Genomic DNA, 22,605 nt, shown 5'->3' on the forward strand with positions numbered 1-22,605 from the left:
ACAAAAAGGGCCTCCGCAGAGGCCCTTTTCATGTGTCGTTTGGCAAAAGCTACAGGGCAAGCCAGGCGGCCAGCACCAGAATGGCCATAAGGCCCACATACAGCGCCACCCGGATCAGCGGCTTGAACTCAAGCGCCGGAATGCTGACCAGCGACAGACGCGAGAATCTCAGCAGACACCAGATCACCCCCAGCACCACCAGAATAACGATGAAAAATGGCAGGCTGATACCAATGAAAAGTGCCTGCCACTGCGGCACTGTATTGACTGCGCCCGGGCTCAACATCAAAAAGAGCGTCCCGCCCAGTGCAAAAAGGCCGATATCAAAGGTAGTGCTCAAAAGCCGTGTGCCGATCACTTTCAGAGACCGCGTCACCGGGTTGTCACGCATCAGATCACGTGCCATGAAGGCAATCACGGCGAAAAACAGCGAGACCAGCCCCAGCGCGCTCCAGTAGGAGGAAAAGCCGACGCCTTCAGCCGTGCTGCTGCCGGTGGAAATGCCGGTCATCGCTGCACTGCCCTCCCCGCCATTGAGCTGGTGCTGCATCAGCCACTGAGCCAGACCACCGATCAGGATCCATAAAACGATGGTAAAAAAGAAATCGCCAATACCTTTTTTCTGCATGGACAGGGGTCCTTTCATTGCGATGGGCGTAGTGGGTTCAGGGGTCATATCATGGCAAACAAACGAACACTTCGACAGCACCGAGTGCCGACCATGCCGGGATACAGGGCCTGCATGTCGCCTGTAGTGAAGGATCATGACAGGTCAAATCCTCCGGGGCCGTGCCCGACCGTGCGCTACGGGTCTTGAGAGGAGCTTAAAATGTCGTGTCGGCCTCTTGGCGAGCGGTCATTTTTTGCCAGACTGGAGAGCGCCATCCAACGATAAATGTCTTCACTCCCATGACATCGCCCCACGATGTCTGACAAGGAAATATGTCATGCGCCCTCTTTTGCTGGTGCCACTACTGGCCTACCTGACCCTGCCTGCCATGGCCGGGGACAACACCACCGATAACGCTCCGGTCTATGGCCCTCGGCTGGAAGGGTTTGACTACCCTTGGCCCCTGCACCGCTTCGAACTGGACTCTCAGCAGCAGTCCCTTGAAATGATGTATATGGACGTGGCCCCGCAGGGTAAATCCAATGGGGAAACGGTCGTGCTGATGCATGGCAAGAACTTTTGCGCCGCCACCTGGGAGAGCACCATCCAGGCGCTGACGCAAAAGGGGTATCGCGTGATTGCCCCGGATCAGATCGGCTTTTGTAAATCCAGCAAGCCGCAGCACTATCAATACAGTCTTCATCAGCTGGCCGCCAACACGAATGCCTTGATGTCACGGCTGAACATCAACAATGCCACCATCATGGGCCACTCGATGGGCGGCATGCTGGCCACCCGTTACGCCCTGATGTACCCCGAGGCCACGCATCAGCTGGTGCTGGTCGACCCCATCGGTCTGGAAGACTGGAAGGCAAAGGGCGTGCCCTGGCAGTCAATCGACGACTGGTATGAAAGCGGCAAGAAGGCCAGCGCCGAGAAGATGCGTGCCTATCAAAAAGGGACCTACTACGCCGGTCAGTGGCAACCCGAATATGACCGCTGGGTCGAGATGCAGGCCGGCATGTACCGCGGTGAAGGGCGTGACATCAATGCCTGGAGTCAGGCGCTGACCTACGACATGGTCTTCACTCAGCCCGTCGTTTACGAGTTCGGCGACCTCAAGGTGCCTACGCTGTTAATTGTTGGAGACAAGGACAACACCGCGATTGGCAAGGCTCTGGCCCCCAAAGAGGTTCAAAGGACGCTGGGCCATTACGATGAGCTGGGGCCAAAAATTGCCGAGCAGATCCCGTCATCGACCTATGTGCATTTTGAAGATCTGGGCCACTCGCCGCAGGTACAGGCTCCGGAGCGTTTTCATGCGGCACTGCTGAAGTGGCTCAGCCAGAAACACTGAGCCACTGAATAAATATAACGGTATATTTCAGAACGACAGCGTATCCTGCTCGGGCGTGGCATCACTTTCAGGGCCGCGCGTCTCGGCAGTGCGGCGAGAGGCAAGGCGGTCGGCCTGTCGGGTCGGCTCGGGCAGCTTGTAACGGGTCAGACACTGCATCACCCAGTGAATCGAGCTTTCAAGCGATATCCGGTGCCCGGTCGAGATATAAAGCGGCTTGACCCGCTCACGCGTGCGCAAAACAGCCCCGATGGTCTCATTGCGATGGGTCAGAGGGACCCAGCTGCCGCGCGCTTCGGGCACCTCATCATGCCGGCCGCACAAGCGGCTTTTGCCGACACCGATGGCCGGTATGTCGAGCCAGAGCCCCAGATGCGCGGCAATGCCCAGCCGACGTGGATGCGCAATGCCCATGCCATCCACCATCAGTAGATCAGGCGTGATGGAAAGCTGCTCAAAGGCTTCAAGCGCCGCCGGCAACTCTCGAAAGCTCAAAAGCCCGGGAATATAGGGCATCTTTGTGGGGGTGCGATGCAACACGCGCTCAACGATCTCCAGCGACGGCCAGCGCATGACGACGATTACCGCACGCGTGGTCTCTCCGCCCTCTTCAAAGCCAATATCCACACCGGCGATATGGCTGATCTCTCCCATCTGATCACGACATACGATGCGCGGTGCCAGTGATTTCTGTAGTGCAATGGCGCTGGCGGGATCAACGGTCCATTCATGCAACGGCTGGCGTTTTGATGCCATGCTCCCTCCTGATCATTGTGCCTTTTGACTGTGGTGTGAGCGTAGACAACGCCTGTCATGACGCGCCACCGCCGTGGACTCCGCCTTTTCCTGACGCACCACGAGACCCGGCATACAAAAAGGCCCCCTGCCGGTGGGCAGGGGGCCTTTCGTCATGCCTGTCATGCGGGTGCGCCTGTCAGCGCACCGCCATCACGACCTCAGGAGGCCTGCTGGCGACGATCATCACGACGCGGACGCTCGGTGCGACCTTCGCTCTGACCGCCTTCGGGGCGACCGCTGTCCTTGCTGATCTCGAGCGGACGGCCACCGACACGCGCACGTGCCATCTTGGCCAGCACGGTCTCGGGCAGGCTGGTGGGCAGCTCGACGAGGCTGTGCGTCTGACGGATATCAATGCGACCGATGCGGGCGCCCTCGATGCCGCCTTCATTGGCCAGTGCACCGACCAGCTGTCCCGGCTTGATGTTGTCGCGATGGCCAACGGCCAGACGATAACGGGTCATGCCTTCTGTTGAACCGCCTTCGCGACGACGCGGTGCACGACGCTCACCGCCACGCTCCGGACGATCGCCACGTTCAGGACGTTCGCTACGCGGATTGGACTTCGGCAGCGAGCGAATCGGCGGCTCACCGGCACGGGCCAGACTTGCAAAGACACAGGCCAGATCGATCGGATCGAGGCCCTCTGCCATCAGCGATTCAACCATTTCACGCTGATGCTCATGACCGCGCTCGAGCATGGCTTCGGCTCGCGCCTTGAACTTCTCGTCACGGTGCGCACGCATGGCCTTCTCGTCGGGAAGCTCCATGATCTCGATTTTCTGGCCGGTAGCCTGCTCGAGCCAGCGAATCTTGCGGACTTCACGCGGACCGGCAAAGGTAATGGCCGTGCCTTCACGGCCCGCACGACCGGTACGGCCGATACGGTGAATGTAGGCTTCGGTGTCGTGGGGCATGTCAAAGTTGATGACGTGCGTGATGCGCGGGACATCAAGGCCACGAGCGGCAACGTCGGTGGCCACCAGCACATCGACCTTGCCCTTTTTCAGGCGCTGTACGGTGCGCTCACGCAGGCTCTGATCCAGATCGCCGGACAGCGGTGCGGCGGCGATGCCACGAGCGACCAGCTGATCGACCAGCGTGGTGCAGGAGGCACGGGTTCGCACGAAGACGATGGCAGCATCAACGGCCTCGACTTCAACGATTCGGGCCAGTGCTTCAATCTTGGCCGGACCATCGACGCGACACAGGCGCTGCTGAATGGTGGTCGTGGCCGCACGCGCTTCGATTTGTACGGTAATCGGGTCCACCAGATAGCGGCTGACGATGCGCGAAATTTCCGGCGGCAGCGTAGCGGAGAAGAACACACGCTGTGCGTCGGTCGGGGTATCCTTGAGAACGCGCTTGACGTCATCAATGAAGCCCATGCGCAGCATCTCGTCGGCTTCGTCGAGTACCAGTGCATTCAGGCCGGTCAGGCTCAGTGAACCGCGGTCCAGGTGATCGATAACACGACCCGGCGTACCCACGACGATCTGGCCGCCGCTTTTCAGGCCGCGCATCTGTTCACGGTAGTCCTGACCACCGCACAGCGTGACGACCTCAAGACCCTTGATGTTCTGACCATAGCGGCTGAAGGCTACGGCAACCTGCTGGGCGAGTTCGCGTGTCGGGGCCAGTACCAGCACCTGCGGTTCGCGACGCTCAAGATCAAGTTTGGAGAGCAGCGGCAAGGCAAAGGCTGCCGTTTTGCCGGTGCCGGTTTGCGCCTGACCCAAAAGGTCAGCGCCTTCCAGAAGCGATGGAATGGTCTGCGCCTGAATGGGAGACGGTGTTTCGTAGCCCAGAGATACAAGAGATTCGAGAACAGCAGGCAGCAGCGCCATGTCACCGAAAGTCGGCGAGGCAACGGAAGTAGAAGTCATGTCACACCTTATAAGCCGGCATTGGGCCGGCGGGGGAAAATGTCTGGTCGGGAGACACTCATCGGACGATAGACATATCGGATGGTTCCCGGACCGGTCGCACTCGTATCGTCACGATTTGTCCGCACAACAGGCGAACAAACGACGACATCCGTGGCATGTGGCGACCGTTATTGCATCTGGGCAACACGTCATACGCGGCGACCGACAGGTCGTGGCAGTCACTGCCGTCGTATGGTGCCCAATGCTCCATCGATGCGTGGGCGCTATGGCGCCTTGGAGAATCGTCCCCTACGCAACGGCAGTCTCAATGGGGGCGAATCAGCAGAGATGGCAGGGTCTTCACAAGCGAGGTGGACATAATCTATCACAGCCGGGTCGGTAGTGCACGCCGAAAGTCGAAGACATGCCAAATGACAGGGCGCCATCACATCGATGGCCCCTGCTGACGGGGGTGATTTACGGTGCGTCAATTGGCCGTTTAGTCGTGATGGGACTGCCAGATGCCCTTGCCGGGCAGACGCTCGCGATCGTGCGGACGATCAAGATCAAGCTCGGGGCCCAGCGGCACAATGGCGTTGGGATTGATTCCCGGATGGCTGCCATAGTAATGGCGCTTGATGTGCGCCATGTTGACGGTCTCGGCAATCTCCGGCCACTGGTAGAGTTCACGCAGATAGTTCGACAGCGCCGGGTAATCCTCGATGCGACGAAGATTGCACTTGAAGTGGCTGTAATAGACGCTGTCAAAACGGACAAGCGTTGTAAAAAGGCGGATGTCGGCTTCGGTCAGATATTCGCCGGCCAGGTAACGGCGCTCGTCGAGCAACCCTTCCAGTCGATCCAGCGTTTCAAAAAGCGCAGTGACATGCGTTTCATACACTTTCTGATCAGTGGCAAACCCGGCCTTGTAGACGCCGTTATTGACCCGGTCGTACACCTCATCATTGAGACGATCGATCTCGTCACGCAGTGCCACGGGATAAAGATCAAGATGATTGCCGGTCAGCTCATCAAACGCCGTATTGAAGATACGCATCAGATCGGCAGATTCATTATTGACGATGCGCGATGTCTTCTTGTCCCACAGGACAGGAACCGTGACGCGACCCGTATAGTGCGGGTCCGTCAACGTATAAAGCTGATAGTGGCGACGCACACCATTAACCGGATCACCACTTGATCCTTCATCGAGCTCGTATGTCCAGCCTTCATCCAGCATGTACGGACTGGTAATGGACACGCCCATCAGCTCGGACAGCCCTTTCAGGCGACGCATGATCAGCGCACGATGCGCCCACGGACAGGCCAGCGAAACATAAAGATGAAAGCGATTGCTGCCGGCGCTGACGCTTTTCTGCCCCTCCGGACCCGGGTCACCGTCAGGCGTCACCCAGTCACGCAACTTTGCCGACTCGCGAACAAACTCGCCGTTATTGCCTTTGGTGTCATACCAGCGGTCTACCCACTGCCCTTCAACCAGTAAACCCATGACAGTCTCCTTGCCCGGATCAAGTTCTCTCCGGGAAACGCATGTTCGGGCCGTGAGGATAGTCGCTCCTGGCGTCGTTGACACCCCAATAGGCCAGCCCCTGCCCTGCCTTTAAACCCTCAGGTCCGAAACTCAAGACGCAGCGCCTCTGCCATGGCCTGAACGGCCGGCCCCGCACCCTCTACATCATTGATGTACAGCGAAAGCGGCACTTCCCGGATGCCACCGGCCTGCAGCGGCAGCGCCTTGAGCTGTCCACTGTCCAGCAGGGGCTGAACCCGGGGCTGCGATACCCACGCAAACCCCAGTCCACGGGTCAAAATATCCAGACAGGTCGCAACATGAGAGACCGTCCAGCGCTGCTCGGCCTTGAGCCAGCCACTATCGTTTTGTTCGCGCAGACCGGAATCTCGCGTCACGATCTGACGGTGTTGTCGAAGATCACGCAAATCCAGCGGTCGATTCAGCTGATGCAACGCATGATCGGGGTGCGCCACGGCGATGAAGCGGATGGCGCCCAAAAGCTCGCCCAGGTAACCCGGCACCGGCAGACCGCAAATCAAAAGATCCACGCGATTGTCCAGCAACATCTCTATTCCGCCGTTGAGCACCGCCTCATGAAGCTGGATCCGCGTATGCGGATACCGGGCAGAAAACCGGTCAAGGGCATAACACAATGTTTCAGGCCCAAGAATCTGATCAATGGCGATGGCGATCTCGGCCTCAAGCCCTCCCGAGAGGCTGTCTGCAACGGCTTCAAGGGTATCGGCACTTTCCAGCAACTGACGTGCCCGGCGCAGCAGCATCTCTCCCGACTCGGTCAGGCGCAGCTGTCGACCGCTGGTATCAAGCAGCTGCACCCCCAGCTGGGTTTCAAGCTTGTGGACGGCATGATTGATGCTTGAGGGGCTTTTATGGATCGCTTCTGCAGCACGCACGAAGCCACCATGATCCACCACTGCTGCCAGCATTTTCCATTGAACCAGCGTGACTCGAGACATGTTACATCCTGTCAACTCAAGAGAGCATCGATACGTTTTGTATGACTGATTCGCTCAATTCTGCACTGAAAAATTCTTTCCAATCATGCAGCTAAATGCTTCGATCGGCACAGTCCAAGGCTCAGCCGCTACGTAAGAGCTCATTAATATCAGGTACAAAGAAGCGAAACAAAAGCGCTTTTGAACATAACAAAAGAATACAATCCGGATTAAATCGGCGCTTAAAGCATCTTTTAAATTTGTTTTTCAAGTCGGTCATTTTTAAAAAATGGCATACCTTTTTAAAGTCAAATTTTATAAAAAGAGCTCATCATTAAAATGATTGATGCAAAAATAAGGCATTCACCGCATTTCGGGCTTGGCACCAAAAACTGTTCATTTATCCAGTATAAAATGGCCGTAATCGATAGCGCTTATACAGCCATATGAAGGGCCATCATGGAGCGTCAGCACGACAGCCATGCGGCGGCGGCAGGAAAAGCCATGCCATCCAGGTATGTCACACCTCTAATTCAAAGGATTACTCCTGTACAATAATTTCACAATGACTTGCAGCACAATCAAGCGCATGTACAGGACATATTAACCTGCAATAAAGGTGACCAATTAATGGTATTCGCACTAGGCATATCATTGCCCTTGAGGTAAGGTAATCCGGCCTTTATCCCTTTTATCTATCTGTATACGGCGCTCACAATCATGTTGCGAATTTTTAGTTCGCTACCCCGCACGCACAGGCTCTTATTGTTACCGGTTACCGCCATGGTTGGCGTGTTGGGTGCGCATCAGCTTTACCAGAATACGAACACCTCAGCGGCGACCGATGCCACGGTCGCAGAATTTCAACAGGCGACACAGCCCATTAGCATTGCGCTTGCGGACACACAGGAGCAGGCGCGCGCCTTCAGCCAGCCAACGCATCTCGAGATTGCCGGCGCACTGGCACTGGCGACACCTGCAACAGAACGGGTTGCCAACACCAGTCGGCTCAACGTCAAACAGGCGCTGGCCGTGGCTTCCAACCTCTCTGCCATGAATGCCGGGGCAGTGCTGGGTAGCGAGCTCGCCACCGATAATGACGAGATGGCCATTGCCCGCGCCGATCATGTCACGGGCATGGGCAACGGTCTGAGCAGTCATACGTCCTACGTCGATAACTTCAACGACGACGACACCGGTGATTACACCGGCTCCGACGATGAAGGCCTAAACGACCAGTTCTCACTGAGCAGCCAGATCGAGACCCGCGAGCCCTATACGCCTGAATGGCAGACCTACAAGGTTCAAAAGGGCGATACCTTTGCAGAGCTTGCAGAGCACAGCCTAGGGCTGGGTTACAGTGAAGTGCTCAAACTGATTGATGACTCGCCTGACAAAAAGGCGCTGACCAATCTTCGCGTTGGCAACGAGCTGGACTACAAGGTCGACAAGGATGGCCATCTGCTGGCGCTGCGTGTCATGCAAAATACGCGCCGCGGCTATCTGTTCGAGCGCGACAGCGCTGATGAAAGCTTTGCCGTCAACGACATTGAACGTACCGGTGAAGCCACACAGCGGCTTTTCGCCGGCACGGTCAGTGGCAGCTTCGGCTCATCGGCACGCGCCACCGGCCTTTCCAGCGGCGAAGTGGCCGAGCTGATCTCGGTGCTGGGCAAAAAGCTCAACTTCAGCCGTTCGGCTCGCGCTGGCGACAAGTTTCAGGTTCTGGTCGAGTCGGATGTGATCGATGGCCAACCTTTCGATTCCCGCATTCTGGCGGCCCATTATGAAGGCCGCGACGATATCACGATTGTGCGTCATGACGGCGATTACTATACGCCCGACGGCAAGGGCCTTGATCCGGCGTTCAACCGCTACCCCTTCAAAGGGCACTATCGCATCAGTTCGCCGTTCAACCTCAAGCGGCATCATCCGATCACGGGGCGCATCTCTCCCCACAAGGGGACCGACTTTGCGATGCCGGTGGGCACTGCAGTTCGCGCCCCGGCCGATGGTCGTGTCACAAGGGTGGTGAGCCATCCGCTGGCCGGCAAATATATCGTGATTACCCACGACAATGGCTACCAGACCCGCTATCTCCATCTTTCAAGGCCCGAGGTCAAACCCGGCCAGCGTGTGAAGATGGGGCAGGAAATTGCCAGGTCAGGCAATACCGGCCGCAGTACCGGCGCGCATTTGCACTATGAGATCATCGCCAATGGCTCACAGGTCAACGCCATGCGCGTCAAGCTGCCGGGCGGACGTTCGCTGACCGGCAAGGAGCTGGCAAGCTTCAAGACCGAGTCAAAAGAACTTCTGGCCAAGCTTGAAACGGCCGATAACAACCGCGCCGTGGCTCAGGTCCATCATGATGACAAGAAGGACAAGGACGACGAGTCCTGATCCTCCTCCTCATCCCATGATGCACCGCCATAAAAAACGCCCCTTCATGGGGCGTTTTTTGTTGGCAGCCTTTCTCAACAACCAGCTCAGGAATCCGATGGGTCAGAAGACCTGCCGGTTGTCTGTGGATTGGGCGCGTGTGGATAGCCTCCAGAAGCGTGCGGCACATCAAGCCCCTCATGAAAACCACCGCCCAGCGCCTGTACCAGCTGGATCGAGGTATCCACCAGCAGGCTGTTCAGGCTGACCAGCGACTGCTGGGCATCGAGCAACTGCTGCTGGGTACTCAACACCTGTAAATAATTGGTGATGCCGGCCTGAAAGCGCTCAAGTGCCAGATCAAAGGCCTGCTGAGCGTTATCGCGCGCTTTTTCAAGCGACTGACGCTGACGATCCAGTGATTGGACGGACGTAATGGTATCGGCCACGGTACCCAGCGCCGAAATCACGGTCTGGTTGTACTGCGCCACGGCCAGATCGTAATCCGCTTCGGTGCTGTCCAGATTGGCACGAAGGCGTCCGCCCTCAAAGATCGGCAGTGACAGCGCCGGGGAGACACTCCAGCTTTTGGCCGGTTCCGCGAAGAAATAGCTGCCCAGTCGTGAGCTGAAACCGGCCATCGCACTCAGGTTAAGGTTGGGATAGAACTGCGCCTTGTCCGCCTTGATCTGCTGGGTCTGGGCTTCCACGCGCCAGCGCGCCGCGACCACATCCGGACGCCGCCCGACCAGTTCGGCCGGCACGACCGAAGGCAGCGACAGCAGCGCCGGAGACAGCGACCGGGGGCGCTCGATGCCAAACCCGCGATCCGGGCCCTTGCCCAGCAGCACCCCCAGCGAAATTCGATCACTTCGCACAGCCTGCTCGGCCGATTCCAGTGCCTGGCGTGCCGTAGAGACACTGGAGCGTGACTGCAGCCGTGCCGACTGATCGCTCAGACCGGCCTGCTGAAGCTGCTGATTGGTGTTATCGATGGTTTGCGCCCGTTCAAGCTGCTGCCGAGCGATATCCAACAGGGCGTAATCGCCTGCCAGCTGTACATAGGCGCGAGCCACATTCACCGACAGCGTCAGCGCCGCCTCGTGCAAATCGATCTCGGTGGCGCGGGCTTCCCCCAGCGCGGCTGACCAGGCGGCGCGACGTCCGCCCCACAAATCCACGTCGTAGCTGAAGTTCGAGGACAGCCCACGGCTCGTACTATAGATATTGCCCTGACCCTGAGGGTCATCGACTTCAGAGACCCGCGAGCGCGACAGCGTGGCAGAGCCATCCACTGTTGGCAGACGCTCGGCCCCGGCCTGACCAACGGCTGCATTGGCCGAACGCAGACGCGCCAAGGCAACGTCCATATCGGGAGAATCCGCCAGCGCCTCCTGAATCAGGGCCTCCAGATGCGGATCACCCAGCGCATTCCACCACTGACGATCCGGCCAGTTGGCCGAGGAGATGGTGACATCCCTTACAGCCTGAAGGGCCGACAGCCGATTGAGCGACACCATTTTGCCCTCAGGCTCGATACCCTCATAACTGGCGCACCCGCTGATCAGCGCAGCAAGCAAAAGCGCTGATGCCCCGGGTCGTACGCCATGGCTCCATCGGGGCCACTGCCCATTATCCGTTTTCATGCCGCCTTCATATCCTTGTCCAGCACTCAATCATCGTGCGGCTCGGTGGCCACCTTTGACAGGGGACCATCGGTATAGCGCCCGGACGATTTATCCGCCGTGTCATCGTCATCCCCATTGATCATGGCATCGAGCGTCTCGATGGGCGATGTCACCATGTTTTCCATTGCCTCGCCGATAACCTGCCAGATGACCTTGCTGACGTCGACGCCTGCGCCTTCTACCGATGCATTGATGGGAATGTCGAGATTGATCACGCCATCGTCACCCTTCAAGACACCGATCAGCTTTTTCAGCGGCAGTGAGGTATCGCCCTCGGGCACTTCCTCGCCCAGATCAAGCTCACGCAGGACCACGTGGTTATCGGCATCAAGATGGCCATCACGAAGCCGGTAACTCAGATCCAGATCCGCCGTCCCCTGCTCGATCCGGTATCCACCAAAGCGCTGGATATAAGGTGCAAACCGTTCAAGCGGCAGTCGATCGACGACCAGATGCATCACACCCGAGGGCTCGGAAGCATTGAACCTGCCCTCGATGATAACGGGCGTTCGCTGACTCTCGAACCCCTTGAAGGAATAGCTGGTCGACGTATCGCGGCGAGTATCAAAGCCCTCCATGGTGCCCTTGAGCGAGTCGATCCCCAGGCTCACCGTTGGTGACATGTTCCGATCCTCGAAATTGAACACGCCATCGGAAACCTCCAGACGCCCCAGCGCAAGCGCCATGCCATCGCCCTGTGAACCGTTTTGCGACGAGTCACCCTGCTGTGAACCCTGTTGAGAGGAATCGTTCTGTTGCGGTTCGTCCTTTTGCGCATCATTCGCTTGCGCGCCATCACCCTGGGCATCCCCCTTTGGTGCAGACGACTCTTCTGACTGCAGTCCAAGCGAGTTGGTCAGGTTGAATTCTCCCTGCTCATCAATGATGGCCATCATTTTTGACCCGGACATTGAAAGTCGATCAGCGCTCAAATGATCACCGGTCAACAAATCCATGCCCGTAAGCCGGGCCTGGTTGACGCTGAATAACGGTCGATCACGGCCATCCAGCATGGACACTGCGTTGGTATCCAGATCCCCCTGCCATTGGACCCTGCCCTGCCTTGCCTCGCCAAAGGCGAGCGTGCCATGACCGCTTAAAGTGCCCTTGTCGACCTGCACGTTGCTCATCTGCGAAAGCCAGGGATTGATCAGATCAAGACCGATCTGCTGGCCATCCATCTGCAGATCACCAGTCAAGGGACTTAAACCAAACTGCCCTTTGGCACTGAGCTGACCGCCATTCAGCGTGCCGGTCGCCTGTCCTTTCATGGGAGAAGAGATCTGGCTGTCGTAACCTTCAAGCGTCAGCGCCAGGTTAGTCACCGCCAGCTGTGTGGATGGCGACTGACTCTGATTGACCCATTCGATCTCCCCCTGATGCGCCTTGATACTGTCGATGCTCAGCGCGGTGCTCTCGCCGGAATCTTCGCTGCCGCTCAGCTGGGTGATGTTGAGATCACCTTCAGGCGTTTGCACCAGATGCAGCAGAGGACCATTCAGGTCGACACGCTTGATATGAATGCCGGACTGCCACAGCGTGCGCCACGCCAGAGTGATCTCGCCCTTGTCGACGTGAATGATCGGCGACTCACTGTCACCGATCGTCAATTGCGCCAGCGAAGCAGTTGCTGTGAAGGGATTAAAACTTAGATGCTCCATTGTTACCGGCTGTCCGGTTGTTTCGCGAAGCTTGTCGACCGTCCAGCTTCTCAGTGCCCAGGGCCCGGCAAAATAGAGACTGCCTACCATCACCACGGCAATGCCGGCAGCAATGCTCAAGCCTTTGCGATGCCCAATAGCCATGACCTATGCTCCTGCGTCGTTGAAAAAGCGGCGTATGGGCGCAAAAAGTGACCCGTATATTGACGGGCCCTTGATACCGCTATTGGTGATAAGGATAGCATGCCAGCGCATGATGCCGGCCTCTCGGCGGCCGCTTGCGCACAGGATGTTCATGCCCTCGCTTGCTCGGCAGTGATTCACCATGATTTGGGATCTGGCCACCTGGCGACCCATGGAAAACCACCATGCGACGGCACTAACTCTACATGTTGTTCCGAGTCAGTCTTGTTGGGGGGACACGTATCCTGAGGGGGGCACACTTACCCTGAAACACCATAAATGCCGGCCGTCGCCACTCCGGCCCGATAGAATGACGATATTTTGATTCATGACTGTCAGTCTTTGACGTGTTTTTGTCACAAAATGCACTAAAATCATCGGTGCACATATATGGGGGCATGAGGCGCCCATCAAAAGTGAGCGTGACATTATGATCAGTCTGCTATGGATAGCATTTCTTGCCATTACCCTGGGGGGCTACGGGCTATGGCGAGGGTTTTCACGCGATATCTGCCTGGCCGTCATGCTGATTGCACTGGGGATTGCTGCCGGTGCACTGGTCATCATCAGCAGTGTGACCAGCCTTGTCATGGCAGGCGTGGCCGTGATCGCAAGTCTGGGCGTCTGCATACGAGAAGGCATGCGCGATATACCGGCGCCACGCCAGGGGCGCGCCAGGCGCCAGACAGTCAGGCCGCTGATGCCCTCATTGACCCATCTCTGGCAGGGCAACATCAGAATGCGTCGTGCCCCGCGTCAGGGTGCCACTCCCCGCAAGCGCTCACGTCAGACCTTCTAATGGCCGTTTGATCATGCCTCTTGCTCGCCTCAAACATCGCCTGGCCACCGTGCCGGGCGATTTTTTCAATGTCTTTCGCTATACCCACCGGGCACTGTTGCTGGTCTGGCAGACGTCGCGTCTGATGATGCTCGGGCTTGCACTGGCCACGCTGGTGGCCGGGGTCCTGCCGGCCGTGGTGGCCTGGGTGGGTCAGCTGATCGTGGACGGCGTGGTGCAGGCCATGGCCGCCTGGCCTGAAAGGGCCACGCCCCTGTCGAGCGTGCTGTCACCGGTGCTGTCTCTGGTCATTATCGAAGGGGGACTGATTGCCCTGATCGCCCTGGCGCAGCGAGTGCTGGATGCCCAGCAGTCACTCCTGAGGGCGCAGCTGGGCCAGAAGGTCAACGTCATGCTGCTCGACAAGGCCGGTGAGCTGTCACTGTCGCAGTTCGAGGACTCCGAGATTTACGACCGGCTGACCCGTGCTCGCCGGGAGGCCTCGACGCGACCACTGTCGCTGGTGACCCGAACCTTTTCACTGCTGCAAAATGCCATTTCGCTTGCCAGCTTCAGCGTGCTGCTGGTGCAGTTCTCCCCCTGGGCACTGCTGATTATCGTGGGCGGTGCCCTGCCGGTATTTGTGTCCGAAGCCAAATTCTCGGGTGAGGCCTTTCGCCTTTTTCGCTGGCGCTCCCCGCAGATGCGCGAGCAGCGCTATCTGGAAACCCTGCTGGCGCGCGAGGACAGCATCAAGGAGGTCAAGCTCTACGGGCTGGAGCGCCTTTTTCTGGCCCGCTACCGCGCTATCTTCGACAACCTCTACAGTGAAGAGCGCCGCCTGACACTCAGACGCACGCTATGGGGATTTCTGCTGGGGCTTCTGGGCACGCTGACCTTTTACGCCGCCTACGGCTGGGTTGTGTTTGAGACTATTATTGGCGCCCTGACACTGGGCCAGATGACCATGTATCTGCTGGTGTTCAAGCAAAGCCAGGGGGCACTCTCGGCCAGTCTCACGGCCGTCAGCGGCATGTTCGAGGACAACCTCTACCTTTCCAATCTCTATGAATTCCTTGAACAGCCCACCGAGCGGGAAGCCGGCACCCTGACCGAAGGCGAGTCACCCGGCGACGGCATCCGCTTTGAAAATGTGGGGTTTGCCTACCCGGGGGGCGAACAGGTGCTCGATGGCATTTCGCTGCACCTGGCACCCGGTCAGAGTCTGGCTCTGGTCGGTGAGAACGGCTCCGGCAAGACAACCCTGATCAAGCTGCTGACCCGACTCTACCACCCGAGTGGCGGGCGCATTCTGCTCGATGGCAGTGATTTACGCGACTGGGACACACAGGTCCTGCGCCAGCGGATCGGCGTCATTTTCCAGGACTTCGTACGCTATCAGCTGTCCGTGGGCGAAAACCTGGGGGTGGGCGATACCCATGCCTTTGAGGATGAGAGACGCTGGCAGGCAGCAGCGCAGCGTGGATTGGCCGATGACTTCATCAACCGTCTGCCCTCTGGCTATCACACCCAGCTCGGGCGCTGGTTCAAGGATGGCCAGGAACTCTCCGGCGGCCAGTGGCAAAAAATTGCCCTCTCCAGAGCCTGGATGCGTGAAAGCGCCGACATTCTGGTCCTTGATGAGCCCACCGCCGCCATGGACGCGGCGGCAGAAGCGGCTGTCTTCAACCGCTTTCGCGACCACAGCCGTCATCAAACCTCGATTCTGATCTCACATCGTTTCTCGACGGTCAGAAGTGCCGATGTGATCGTGGTCATGGCGCGCGGGCGCATTATCGAGCGCGGTAGCCACAGCGAGCTGATGGCCAGCGGCGGCCGCTACGCCGAGCTTTTCGAGTTACAGGCCGCAGGCTATCGCTGACATCGTATTCCCCTGCTACTGACAAGACCCTGGGCAAAAGTCGTAAAGACACCTGTGACAGCGACCCATACAGTGGCTGTGACAACGTTGTCAAAGCTATTGACAGGCTGATTGTTTCGCTTGCTGCCCGGAGAGACTGGCTTGAGACACTTCCTCGGTATTTCACTGACTCGCGCTTACCTGCAGAGCTCTTTCAGCCTGTTACTGTTTTTTGCCTCCTGGGGCATCTGGTGGTCCTTTTACCAGATCTGGCTGACCAGCGAGGAAAACGGCCTGGGTCTGGACGGCACCTCGGTCGGTATCGTTTATGCCGCCAATTCGCTGGCCACGCTTTTTTTCATGATCGGTTACGGGACCCTGCAGGACCGCCTGGGAACGCGTCGGCATCTGGCGATTCTGGCGGCCACGGCTGCGTCTTTGGTGGGCCCTTTCATGATCTGGATTTATCGCCCACTGCTGGAAAACAGCTTTGTCCTGGGCGTGACTGTAGGTGCCGTGTTCCTGTCGGCCGGATTTCTGGCCGCCTTTGCGCTGTTTGAGGCGATCGCCGAGCGCATCAGTCGCCGCAGCGGCTTTGAATACGGTCAGGCGCGGATGTGGGGCTCGGCAGGCTACGCTGTAGTGGCGCTGCTGGCAGGCTTTCTGTTTACCCTTGATGCGCGCCTGATCTTCTGGATGGGCTCGCTGTTCGGGGTTGCCCTGCTGCTGATGCTGCTGGTCTGGAAGGCACCGGTAGAAGCTCGTGCGCCTACCGAGCAGGAACAGCAGGTCCCTTCCCTCGGCGACATGATCGATGTGTTTAAAATTGGCGCGCTGTGGAAGCTGATCGTTTTCGTGTTCTTTTCCTGGACGTTCTACACCGTCTACGACCAGCAGATGTTTCCCGAGTTTTATACCCGGCTATTCGACTCCGCCGCGCGTGGCCAGCAGTTCTACGGCATGCTCAATGCCGCTCAGGTGTTTCTGGAAGCGGCCATGATGGGGCTGGTTCCTCTGCTCATGCACCGCATCGGCATACGCAATACCATCCTGCTGGGGTCGATGGTGATGTTCCTGCGCATTCTGGGCAGTGCGGTATTTGACGATCCTCTGCTGATCTCGATGGTCAAGATGTTTCACGCCATTGAAGTGCCCCTGTTCGTGCTGGCGATCTTTCGCTACTTTACCCTGCACTTCAATCCGGCGCTGTCGGCCACGCTTTATCTGGTCGGCTTTCAGATTTCGGCGCAGGGCGGCAACATCATTCTATCGCCGCTGTTGGGCATGCTGCGCGACAATGTCGGCTATCAGACCACCTTCTCCATCATCAGCGCCATCGTACTCATCGCCGGGGTTTATGCCTTTTTCGTGCTCAAAAGAGACCACGAGGATGTCTACGGCGAGCCCTTCACAAGCGATACCCCCAAAGCCCAGGCGGCCTGATGCAGTGAGAGATGAAGATCGCAGGAACAACACCATGGTGTCGATCAAGGACGTGGCACGTCACGCCGAGACCTCTTTCAAGACCGTCTCACGCGTCATCAACGGCGATCAGCGGGTAAATCCGGCCACCCGCGAGCGCGTGAGCGAGGCGATCCGCGCGCTGGGGTATCGGCCCCACAGCGGGGCCCGCATGATGCGCAGCAATCAATCACGCATCATCGGTTTTTTGTCCGACCGCGTCACCACTCAGCCTCACTCGGGAGATATCCTGCGCGGTGCCCAGCAGATGGCAGACGCTCATGGACGCCTGCTGATGCTGTTCAATATTGATGCCGACGCCGGTGACGATCACCGCCGCCGCGCTTTCGAGCTTTTGATGGAGCAGCGTGTCGACGGCCTGCTCTACGCCTGCGATTACCATCGCGAGGTCACCCTGCCTTTGGAAATGCAGCAGCTGCCCTCGCTGCTGGTCAACGGTTTCAGCACGACTATGGCCCTGCCCGCACTGGTGCCCGATGAGCGCCTCGCCGCGCAACAGGCCACGCACCTGCTGCTGGCCGAGGGGCATCGACATATCGCCTTTCTGGCCCCCAATCCACGCTCGGTGGCCACACCACTGCGCATCGCGGGCTTTCATGATGCCCTGCTTGAGGCCGGTATCGAACCATCATCAATGCCGGTTATCACCGCCTGCGTGGGTACGCCGGGTGGCGAGGAAGAATATCTTGTCGATTCCGCGCTGGCGCAGCTGATGACCGGAGAGACGCCACCCACAGCGATACTCTGTGGCCAGGATCGCATCGCCCTGCAGCTCTATCTGGTGCTGGCGCGTCGCGGCCTCAGTCCCGGACGAGACCTGGCCGTCGTCAGCTTCGATGACCAACAGCCCATCTCGGGCGCGCTATCACCGTCACTGACCACCATGGCGCTCCCCCATCTCGAGATGGGACGTCAGGCCATGAAGCTGCTGCTGGACGGCAACGCGCCTTCCGGGACGACGCCCATGCCCTTTTCAATAGTGCTGGGGCAATCGCATCGCCACGGCTGAACACGTCGTGGCGGGCGTCCCGTGACACCTGCTTTTATCAACCCCTGACAGGATGACGACATGACCGGCTCCGCCCCCCAGGCGTCCCCGACCGAACGACCGATGCGCCACTTTACCCCGCCACAGGGCTGGATGAACGATCCCAATGGGCTGGTGTATCACGACGGCGAGTATCATCTGTTCTACCAGTACCATCCGGACAGTCTTGTCTGGGGACCGATGCACTGGGGCCATGCGGTCAGTCGCGATCTGTGCCACTGGCAGCACCTGCCGGTGGCGCTGGCACCGGATGAGAACGGCATGTGCTTTTCGGGCAGCGCCGTGGTCGACCGCCATGACGCCAGTGGCCTGTTCAACGGTAGTGAGGGGCTTATGGCCTTTTATACCGCTCATCGTTTCATGGACGACGGTGAGGAGCACTACGAGCAGGAGCAGCACCTTGCATGGAGTCGCGACAACGGTCGCAGCTGGCAAAAATACGCCGGCAATCCCGTGATCGCACCGCCGGGGTTTCGCGACTTTCGCGACCCGAAGGTGATCTACCACGAACCCAGCCGTCGCTGGGTAATGGCGCTGGCCTGCGGTCAGCACATCCGCTTCTACACCTCTGCCAACCTGCTCGACTGGCAGCTGGCCAGCGAATTCGGTGATGGGCAGGGATGCCATACCGACGGCCCCTGGGAGTGTCCGGATCTGTTCGAGCTACCGGTCGAAGGCGACCAGGCAGAAACCAGCCGCTGGATACTGGTGGTGGGCGTGGGGATCGATCACGAAGGGCCGCAGGACACTCTGGGCTCTTTCACCCAGTACTTCATCGGCCACTTCGACGGCGAGCGCTTTCACAACGACTATCCTGACGAGCCGCTGTTGCTGATGGATCAGGGGCGCGATTTCTACGCCGTGCAGAGCTTCTCGGATGTCCCCGACCGGCGACTGGCGATCGCCTGGCTCAACAACTGGCAGTATGCCGGCCACACGCCCGAGGCCGGCTGGCGAGGCGCCATGACCCTGCCTCGCGCGCTTTATCTGGCCGCCACTGACCAGGGCGTGCGCCTGCACCAGCGCTTTGCCCCGGAACTGACGCGCTCGGTCTTACCGCTTGAGGTAGCGCTTCCCGACGCACCGCTGGGTGAAGGCCAGCATCTGCTGGCCACGCCCGAGGCGGATCTGGTGCGCGGTGAACTGACGCTGGAACTGAGCGCCGACAGTCGGCTGGCACTCTCGCTGCAGCAGGGTGGTCAGCAGCAGCTGCATCTCACCGCAGGCGATGACATCACCAAAGTGGCTTACCGGCGTGAGGGCCACAGCGGCGTGGCACGCTTTGATCAGCACTTCCCGGGTGAGCGACTCGCTGGCGAACTCGATGGGCGGCGCATTCATCTTCAGTGGTGGGTTGACCGCGGCAGCGTCGAGATGCTGATCAACGGCGAGCGGCGCCAGCTCTCGGTCACACTGGCAAGCTTCGTGGCGCCGCACCACCACTCCATCACCATGGAAGTGCATAGCGGCAGCGCAGAAATCCACGACTTCCGCCTTGACGCCGGCTGAGGTTCGCCGTCAGGCCGACGTACCTTCAACAGGCTCCTCGCGACGCTCGGTCTGCGCCGCGAGGAGCTTTTTGAGTTCCGGAATACAGGAGCCACATTGCGTCCCGCAGGCCAGCCGTTCTCCCAATGCCTCAACGCTTTTACACCCGCCGGCGATGGCACGGCCGATGGTTTTCTCCCCGACCTGATGGCAGCTGCACACCGTGGGCCCGCCATCTTCACCGCTGGCCGCTCGGCCGGCGAGCAGCCGACGACGCTGTGGGGACTCAAGGGTTTCAAGTGCAAAGCAGTCATCCAGCCAGCCGATCTCCCCCAGCATCGGATTAAGCGTGCCGACCGGTGCTACCGCCAGCCACCAGAGAAGCCGGCCGCCATGCAGGCAGGCTGCACGAAAGTGACCGCGGGTTTCATCCTCACTCCAGAGCGTGGGCGCCTGGCCCAGCATGCGCTCGCACCACACCCGCCAGTCAGGCACCTTTTCACCTGCCATCTGCCAGCGCTGACAGTGCGCCTGTGGAATGCGCGCCCACCAGTCACACGCCTCTAGCGGCGCACGCGCGTCACGCTTCAGCAGCAGGCAGGCTTCCCACTGCGCGGTCACCGGTGACAGTGCCACCCGCCCCTGCTTGGATTCGGGCTGGCCGGAGACCGGGTCACAGACGGCTGCAATCAATGCCGACGCCCGGGCCTGCCGGGCAAACTGATCGTTCCAGTGGATGGGCACGAAAAGCGATCCCTGCGGCTGTGCGGTGGTCACACGCACGCGGCCCAGATATTCGCCCAGCGTATTGTGCAGTCGTGCGATCTGTCCGTTGTGTACGCTGGCCTGTCGCGCATCCTCGGGGTGCACTTCGATAAAGGGCTCGCTTCGATGATGCATGAGCCGCGAAGCGCGGGCGGTACGGGTCATGGTGTGCCACTGATCACGGATGCGCCCGGTATTGAGCAAAAGCCTCGTGTCGCTACCGGGTCGCTGCATCCCAGGGCGAGAGGCGACCGCGATCAGTCTGGCCCGGCCGCTGGGCGTCATGAAGCGAGCGTTTTCAAACAGCCGCGCCGTCCCCTTTGGCGCACCGACATTGACCGGCCACTGGATCGGCGCGAGCGCGTCATATTGGGCGCGATCCAGCCCGGCTAGCCCCGAAATATCAAACAGGCGATAGCCCGTCTCCGGCGTGGCCTGCGGGCCGTTTTCAAAACCCGACAGCCGGGCGTGCTCGTCAAAAACCTCATGCACGCCGCTGTAAGCAAAGGCTTCGCCAAAGCCCATGCGCCGGGCCACTTCGCAGATGATCCACCAGTCATGTCGGGCCTCGCCCGGCGGCGGCAATATCCCGCGCTGGCGAGAAATCCGTCGCTCGGAGTTGGTGACGGTGCCGTCCTTTTCTGCCCAGCCGCTGGCCGGCAGGAGAATATCGGCGTGCTCCAGGGTGTCGTTGTGGGCCATGCATTCGGAGACAATCACCAGCGAGCACTTCTTTAACGCAGCGCGGACCCGATTGGCATCCGGCAGGCTGACCAGCGGATTGGTGGCCATGATCCACAGCGCCTGAATCTCGCCGCGCTCGATCGCCTCGACCAGCGCCAGCGCCTTGTGTCCCGGCCCTTCGGGCAGCGTGGGCACAAGTCCCGGGGTGGTCCAGAAGCGGGTAACGCGATCCAGCGCGCCGGGCGTGTGGTAATCCATGTGCGCCGCCAGCTGGTTGGCCAGCCCGCCGACTTCACGCCCGCCCATGGCATTGGGCTGTCCGGTAATCGAGAAGGGCCCCGCCCCCGGCAGGCCGATACTGCCGCCGGCCAGATGACAGTTGATGATCGCGTTGACCCGGTCGGTGCCGCTGCTCGACTGATTGATACCCTGCGAGTAGAGCGTCACCACGTGTAGCTGACTGGCAAACCAGTAGTAGAAAGTCTCCAGCCGCTCGGCATCAACGCCGCACAGATCAGCGGCGGTCTCGATATCCGGCGCTTCAAGCTGCGCAGCGGCAAGGGCTTCATCAAACCCTTCGGTGTGGCGCTCGATAAAGTCGTGATCGAGCCTTCCCTTGCCGGCCATATAGCTCAAAAGGCCGTTAAACAGCGCAATATCGCTGCCCGACGCGATCGGCAGATACAGGTCGGCAATCTCGCAGGTGTCGGTCACCCGCGGATCAATCACCACAATTCTCATCAGGGGATTGCGGCGTTTGGCCGTGCGCAGGCGCTGATAGAGCACCGGATGATTCCAGGCCAGATTGCTGCCGGTCAGTACCACCAGCTCCGCCTCTTCCAGATCCTCATAGCAACAGGGCACGGCGTCTGCCCCGAGGGCGCGCTTGTAGCCCGCCACGGCCGAGGCCATGCACAGTCGGGAATTGGTATCCACGTGCGGGGTGCCGACAAAGCCCTTGAAGAACTTGTTGGCGAGGTAATAGTCCTCGGTCAAAAGCTGCCCTGAAAGATAGCCTGCAATGGCACCACTGCCGTGCTGCTGTCGAACCCTTCCAAGCCGGGCGCCGACCTCATCAAGCGCCCTTTCCCAGCTGACCTCAAGACCGTCGATGCGAGGATGTGTGAGCCGCCCGTCATGACCCAGTGTTTCCGCCAGCGCCGAGCCCTTGACGCAAAGTCTGCCCTGATTGGCCGGATGTGATGGATCTCCCGTCACACTCACGAGCGTGTCACAGCGTGTTGTATCGTGCTCGGCCACTACGCCACAGCCGACCCCGCAGTAGGGGCAGGTGGTGTTCGTTTGCATCAGACACTCCTTTTCGGCAGGCGACGCCCCGATCTACCTGACCGCCTCGACGACGCCTGTCAACGCTTCCACACCACGCCAGCTATCGACTTTGGTCGAGGTCAATGCAGCAAAATCTGACCTCCATCAAAAAAGGGCGCGACCACTATTGATA

The 22,605-nt window shown here is 59.4% G+C and carries 15 protein-coding genes; 7 read left to right on the forward strand and 8 right to left on the reverse strand.

Translation table 11 applies throughout. The annotated features are described in order from the left end of the window. Positions 1 to 49: 49 nt before the first annotated feature. Positions 50 to 628 (reverse strand): hypothetical protein, encoded by a 579-nt coding sequence (locus ACUN8C_RS10210; protein WP_445619119.1) that lies wholly within the window; start codon positions 626 to 628, stop codon positions 50 to 52. 319 nt (positions 629 to 947) lie between these two features. Between ACUN8C_RS10210 and ACUN8C_RS10215 the strand changes: the two genes are divergently transcribed. Continuing rightward, positions 948 to 1,967, forward strand: a complete 1,020-nt coding sequence (locus ACUN8C_RS10215) for an alpha/beta fold hydrolase (protein ID WP_445619120.1) — start codon at positions 948 to 950, stop codon at positions 1,965 to 1,967. A 27-nt stretch (positions 1,968 to 1,994) separates the two neighbouring features. On the opposite strand, the gene nfi is transcribed toward ACUN8C_RS10215, so the two are convergent. From nfi to ACUN8C_RS10235, 4 genes are all read right to left on the reverse strand, one after another. Beyond that, positions 1,995 to 2,723 (reverse strand): deoxyribonuclease V, encoded by a 729-nt coding sequence (gene nfi / locus ACUN8C_RS10220; protein WP_445619121.1) that lies wholly within the window; start codon positions 2,721 to 2,723, stop codon positions 1,995 to 1,997. Positions 2,724 to 2,923: 200 nt separating this feature from the next. Next, positions 2,924 to 4,651 (reverse strand): DEAD/DEAH box helicase, encoded by a 1,728-nt coding sequence (locus ACUN8C_RS10225; RefSeq protein WP_445619122.1) that lies wholly within the window; start codon positions 4,649 to 4,651, stop codon positions 2,924 to 2,926. A gap of 481 nt (positions 4,652 to 5,132) precedes the next feature. Continuing rightward, positions 5,133 to 6,143: a glutathione S-transferase family protein gene (locus ACUN8C_RS10230; RefSeq protein WP_445619123.1), complete on the reverse strand. Its 1,011-nt coding sequence runs from the start codon at positions 6,141 to 6,143 to the stop codon at positions 5,133 to 5,135. A gap of 119 nt (positions 6,144 to 6,262) precedes the next feature. Beyond that, entirely contained in the window at positions 6,263 to 7,144 is an 882-nt protein-coding gene (locus tag ACUN8C_RS10235; RefSeq protein WP_445619124.1) for a LysR family transcriptional regulator, read from the reverse strand. A gap of 762 nt (positions 7,145 to 7,906) precedes the next feature. Here ACUN8C_RS10235 and ACUN8C_RS10240 point away from each other — a divergent pair. Next, complete coding sequence (locus ACUN8C_RS10240; RefSeq protein ID WP_445619125.1) at positions 7,907 to 9,526, forward strand: peptidoglycan DD-metalloendopeptidase family protein; 1,620 nt, start codon at positions 7,907 to 7,909, stop codon at positions 9,524 to 9,526. 86 nt (positions 9,527 to 9,612) lie between these two features. Here the strand turns inward: ACUN8C_RS10240 and ACUN8C_RS10245 are convergent, their stop codons facing one another. Both ACUN8C_RS10245 and ACUN8C_RS10250 read right to left on the reverse strand, forming a co-directional pair. Beyond that, positions 9,613 to 11,151, reverse strand: a complete 1,539-nt coding sequence (locus tag ACUN8C_RS10245; RefSeq protein WP_445619126.1) for an efflux transporter outer membrane subunit — start codon at positions 11,149 to 11,151, stop codon at positions 9,613 to 9,615. 26 nt (positions 11,152 to 11,177) lie between these two features. Beyond that, positions 11,178 to 12,998 (reverse strand): DUF748 domain-containing protein, encoded by a 1,821-nt coding sequence (locus ACUN8C_RS10250; RefSeq protein WP_445619127.1) that lies wholly within the window; start codon positions 12,996 to 12,998, stop codon positions 11,178 to 11,180. 469 nt (positions 12,999 to 13,467) lie between these two features. On the opposite strand from ACUN8C_RS10250, the gene ACUN8C_RS10255 reads away from it, so the two are divergent. The 5 genes from ACUN8C_RS10255 (at position 13,468) to ACUN8C_RS10275 (ending at position 19,715) form a co-directional block, all read left to right on the forward strand. Beyond that, positions 13,468 to 13,836, forward strand: a complete 369-nt coding sequence (locus ACUN8C_RS10255; RefSeq protein WP_445619128.1) for a hypothetical protein — start codon at positions 13,468 to 13,470, stop codon at positions 13,834 to 13,836. 13 nt (positions 13,837 to 13,849) lie between these two features. Continuing rightward, positions 13,850 to 15,697, forward strand: coding sequence for an ABC transporter ATP-binding protein (locus ACUN8C_RS10260; protein WP_445619129.1), 1,848 nt, complete (start codon positions 13,850 to 13,852; stop codon positions 15,695 to 15,697). 141 nt (positions 15,698 to 15,838) lie between these two features. Beyond that, positions 15,839 to 17,119 carry an oligosaccharide MFS transporter gene (locus tag ACUN8C_RS10265; RefSeq protein WP_445619130.1) on the forward strand — a complete coding sequence of 427 codons (1,281 nt, stop codon included), beginning with the start codon at positions 15,839 to 15,841 and terminating at the stop codon, positions 17,117 to 17,119. 34 nt (positions 17,120 to 17,153) lie between these two features. After that, positions 17,154 to 18,167 carry a LacI family DNA-binding transcriptional regulator gene (locus ACUN8C_RS10270; RefSeq protein WP_445619131.1) on the forward strand — a complete coding sequence of 338 codons (1,014 nt, stop codon included), beginning with the start codon at positions 17,154 to 17,156 and terminating at the stop codon, positions 18,165 to 18,167. 60 nt (positions 18,168 to 18,227) lie between these two features. Further along, a complete protein-coding gene (locus ACUN8C_RS10275; RefSeq protein ID WP_445619132.1) occupies positions 18,228 to 19,715 on the forward strand; it encodes a glycoside hydrolase family 32 protein in 1,488 nt (495 codons plus the stop codon). Positions 19,716 to 19,724: 9 nt separating this feature from the next. Here ACUN8C_RS10275 and ACUN8C_RS10280 read toward each other — a convergent pair whose 3' ends face one another. After that, positions 19,725 to 22,451, reverse strand: a complete 2,727-nt coding sequence (locus ACUN8C_RS10280) for a nitrate reductase (protein WP_445619133.1) — start codon at positions 22,449 to 22,451, stop codon at positions 19,725 to 19,727. Between the last annotated feature and the right edge of the window lie 154 nt (positions 22,452 to 22,605).

The organism is Kushneria sp. Sum13, assembly GCF_052692355.1.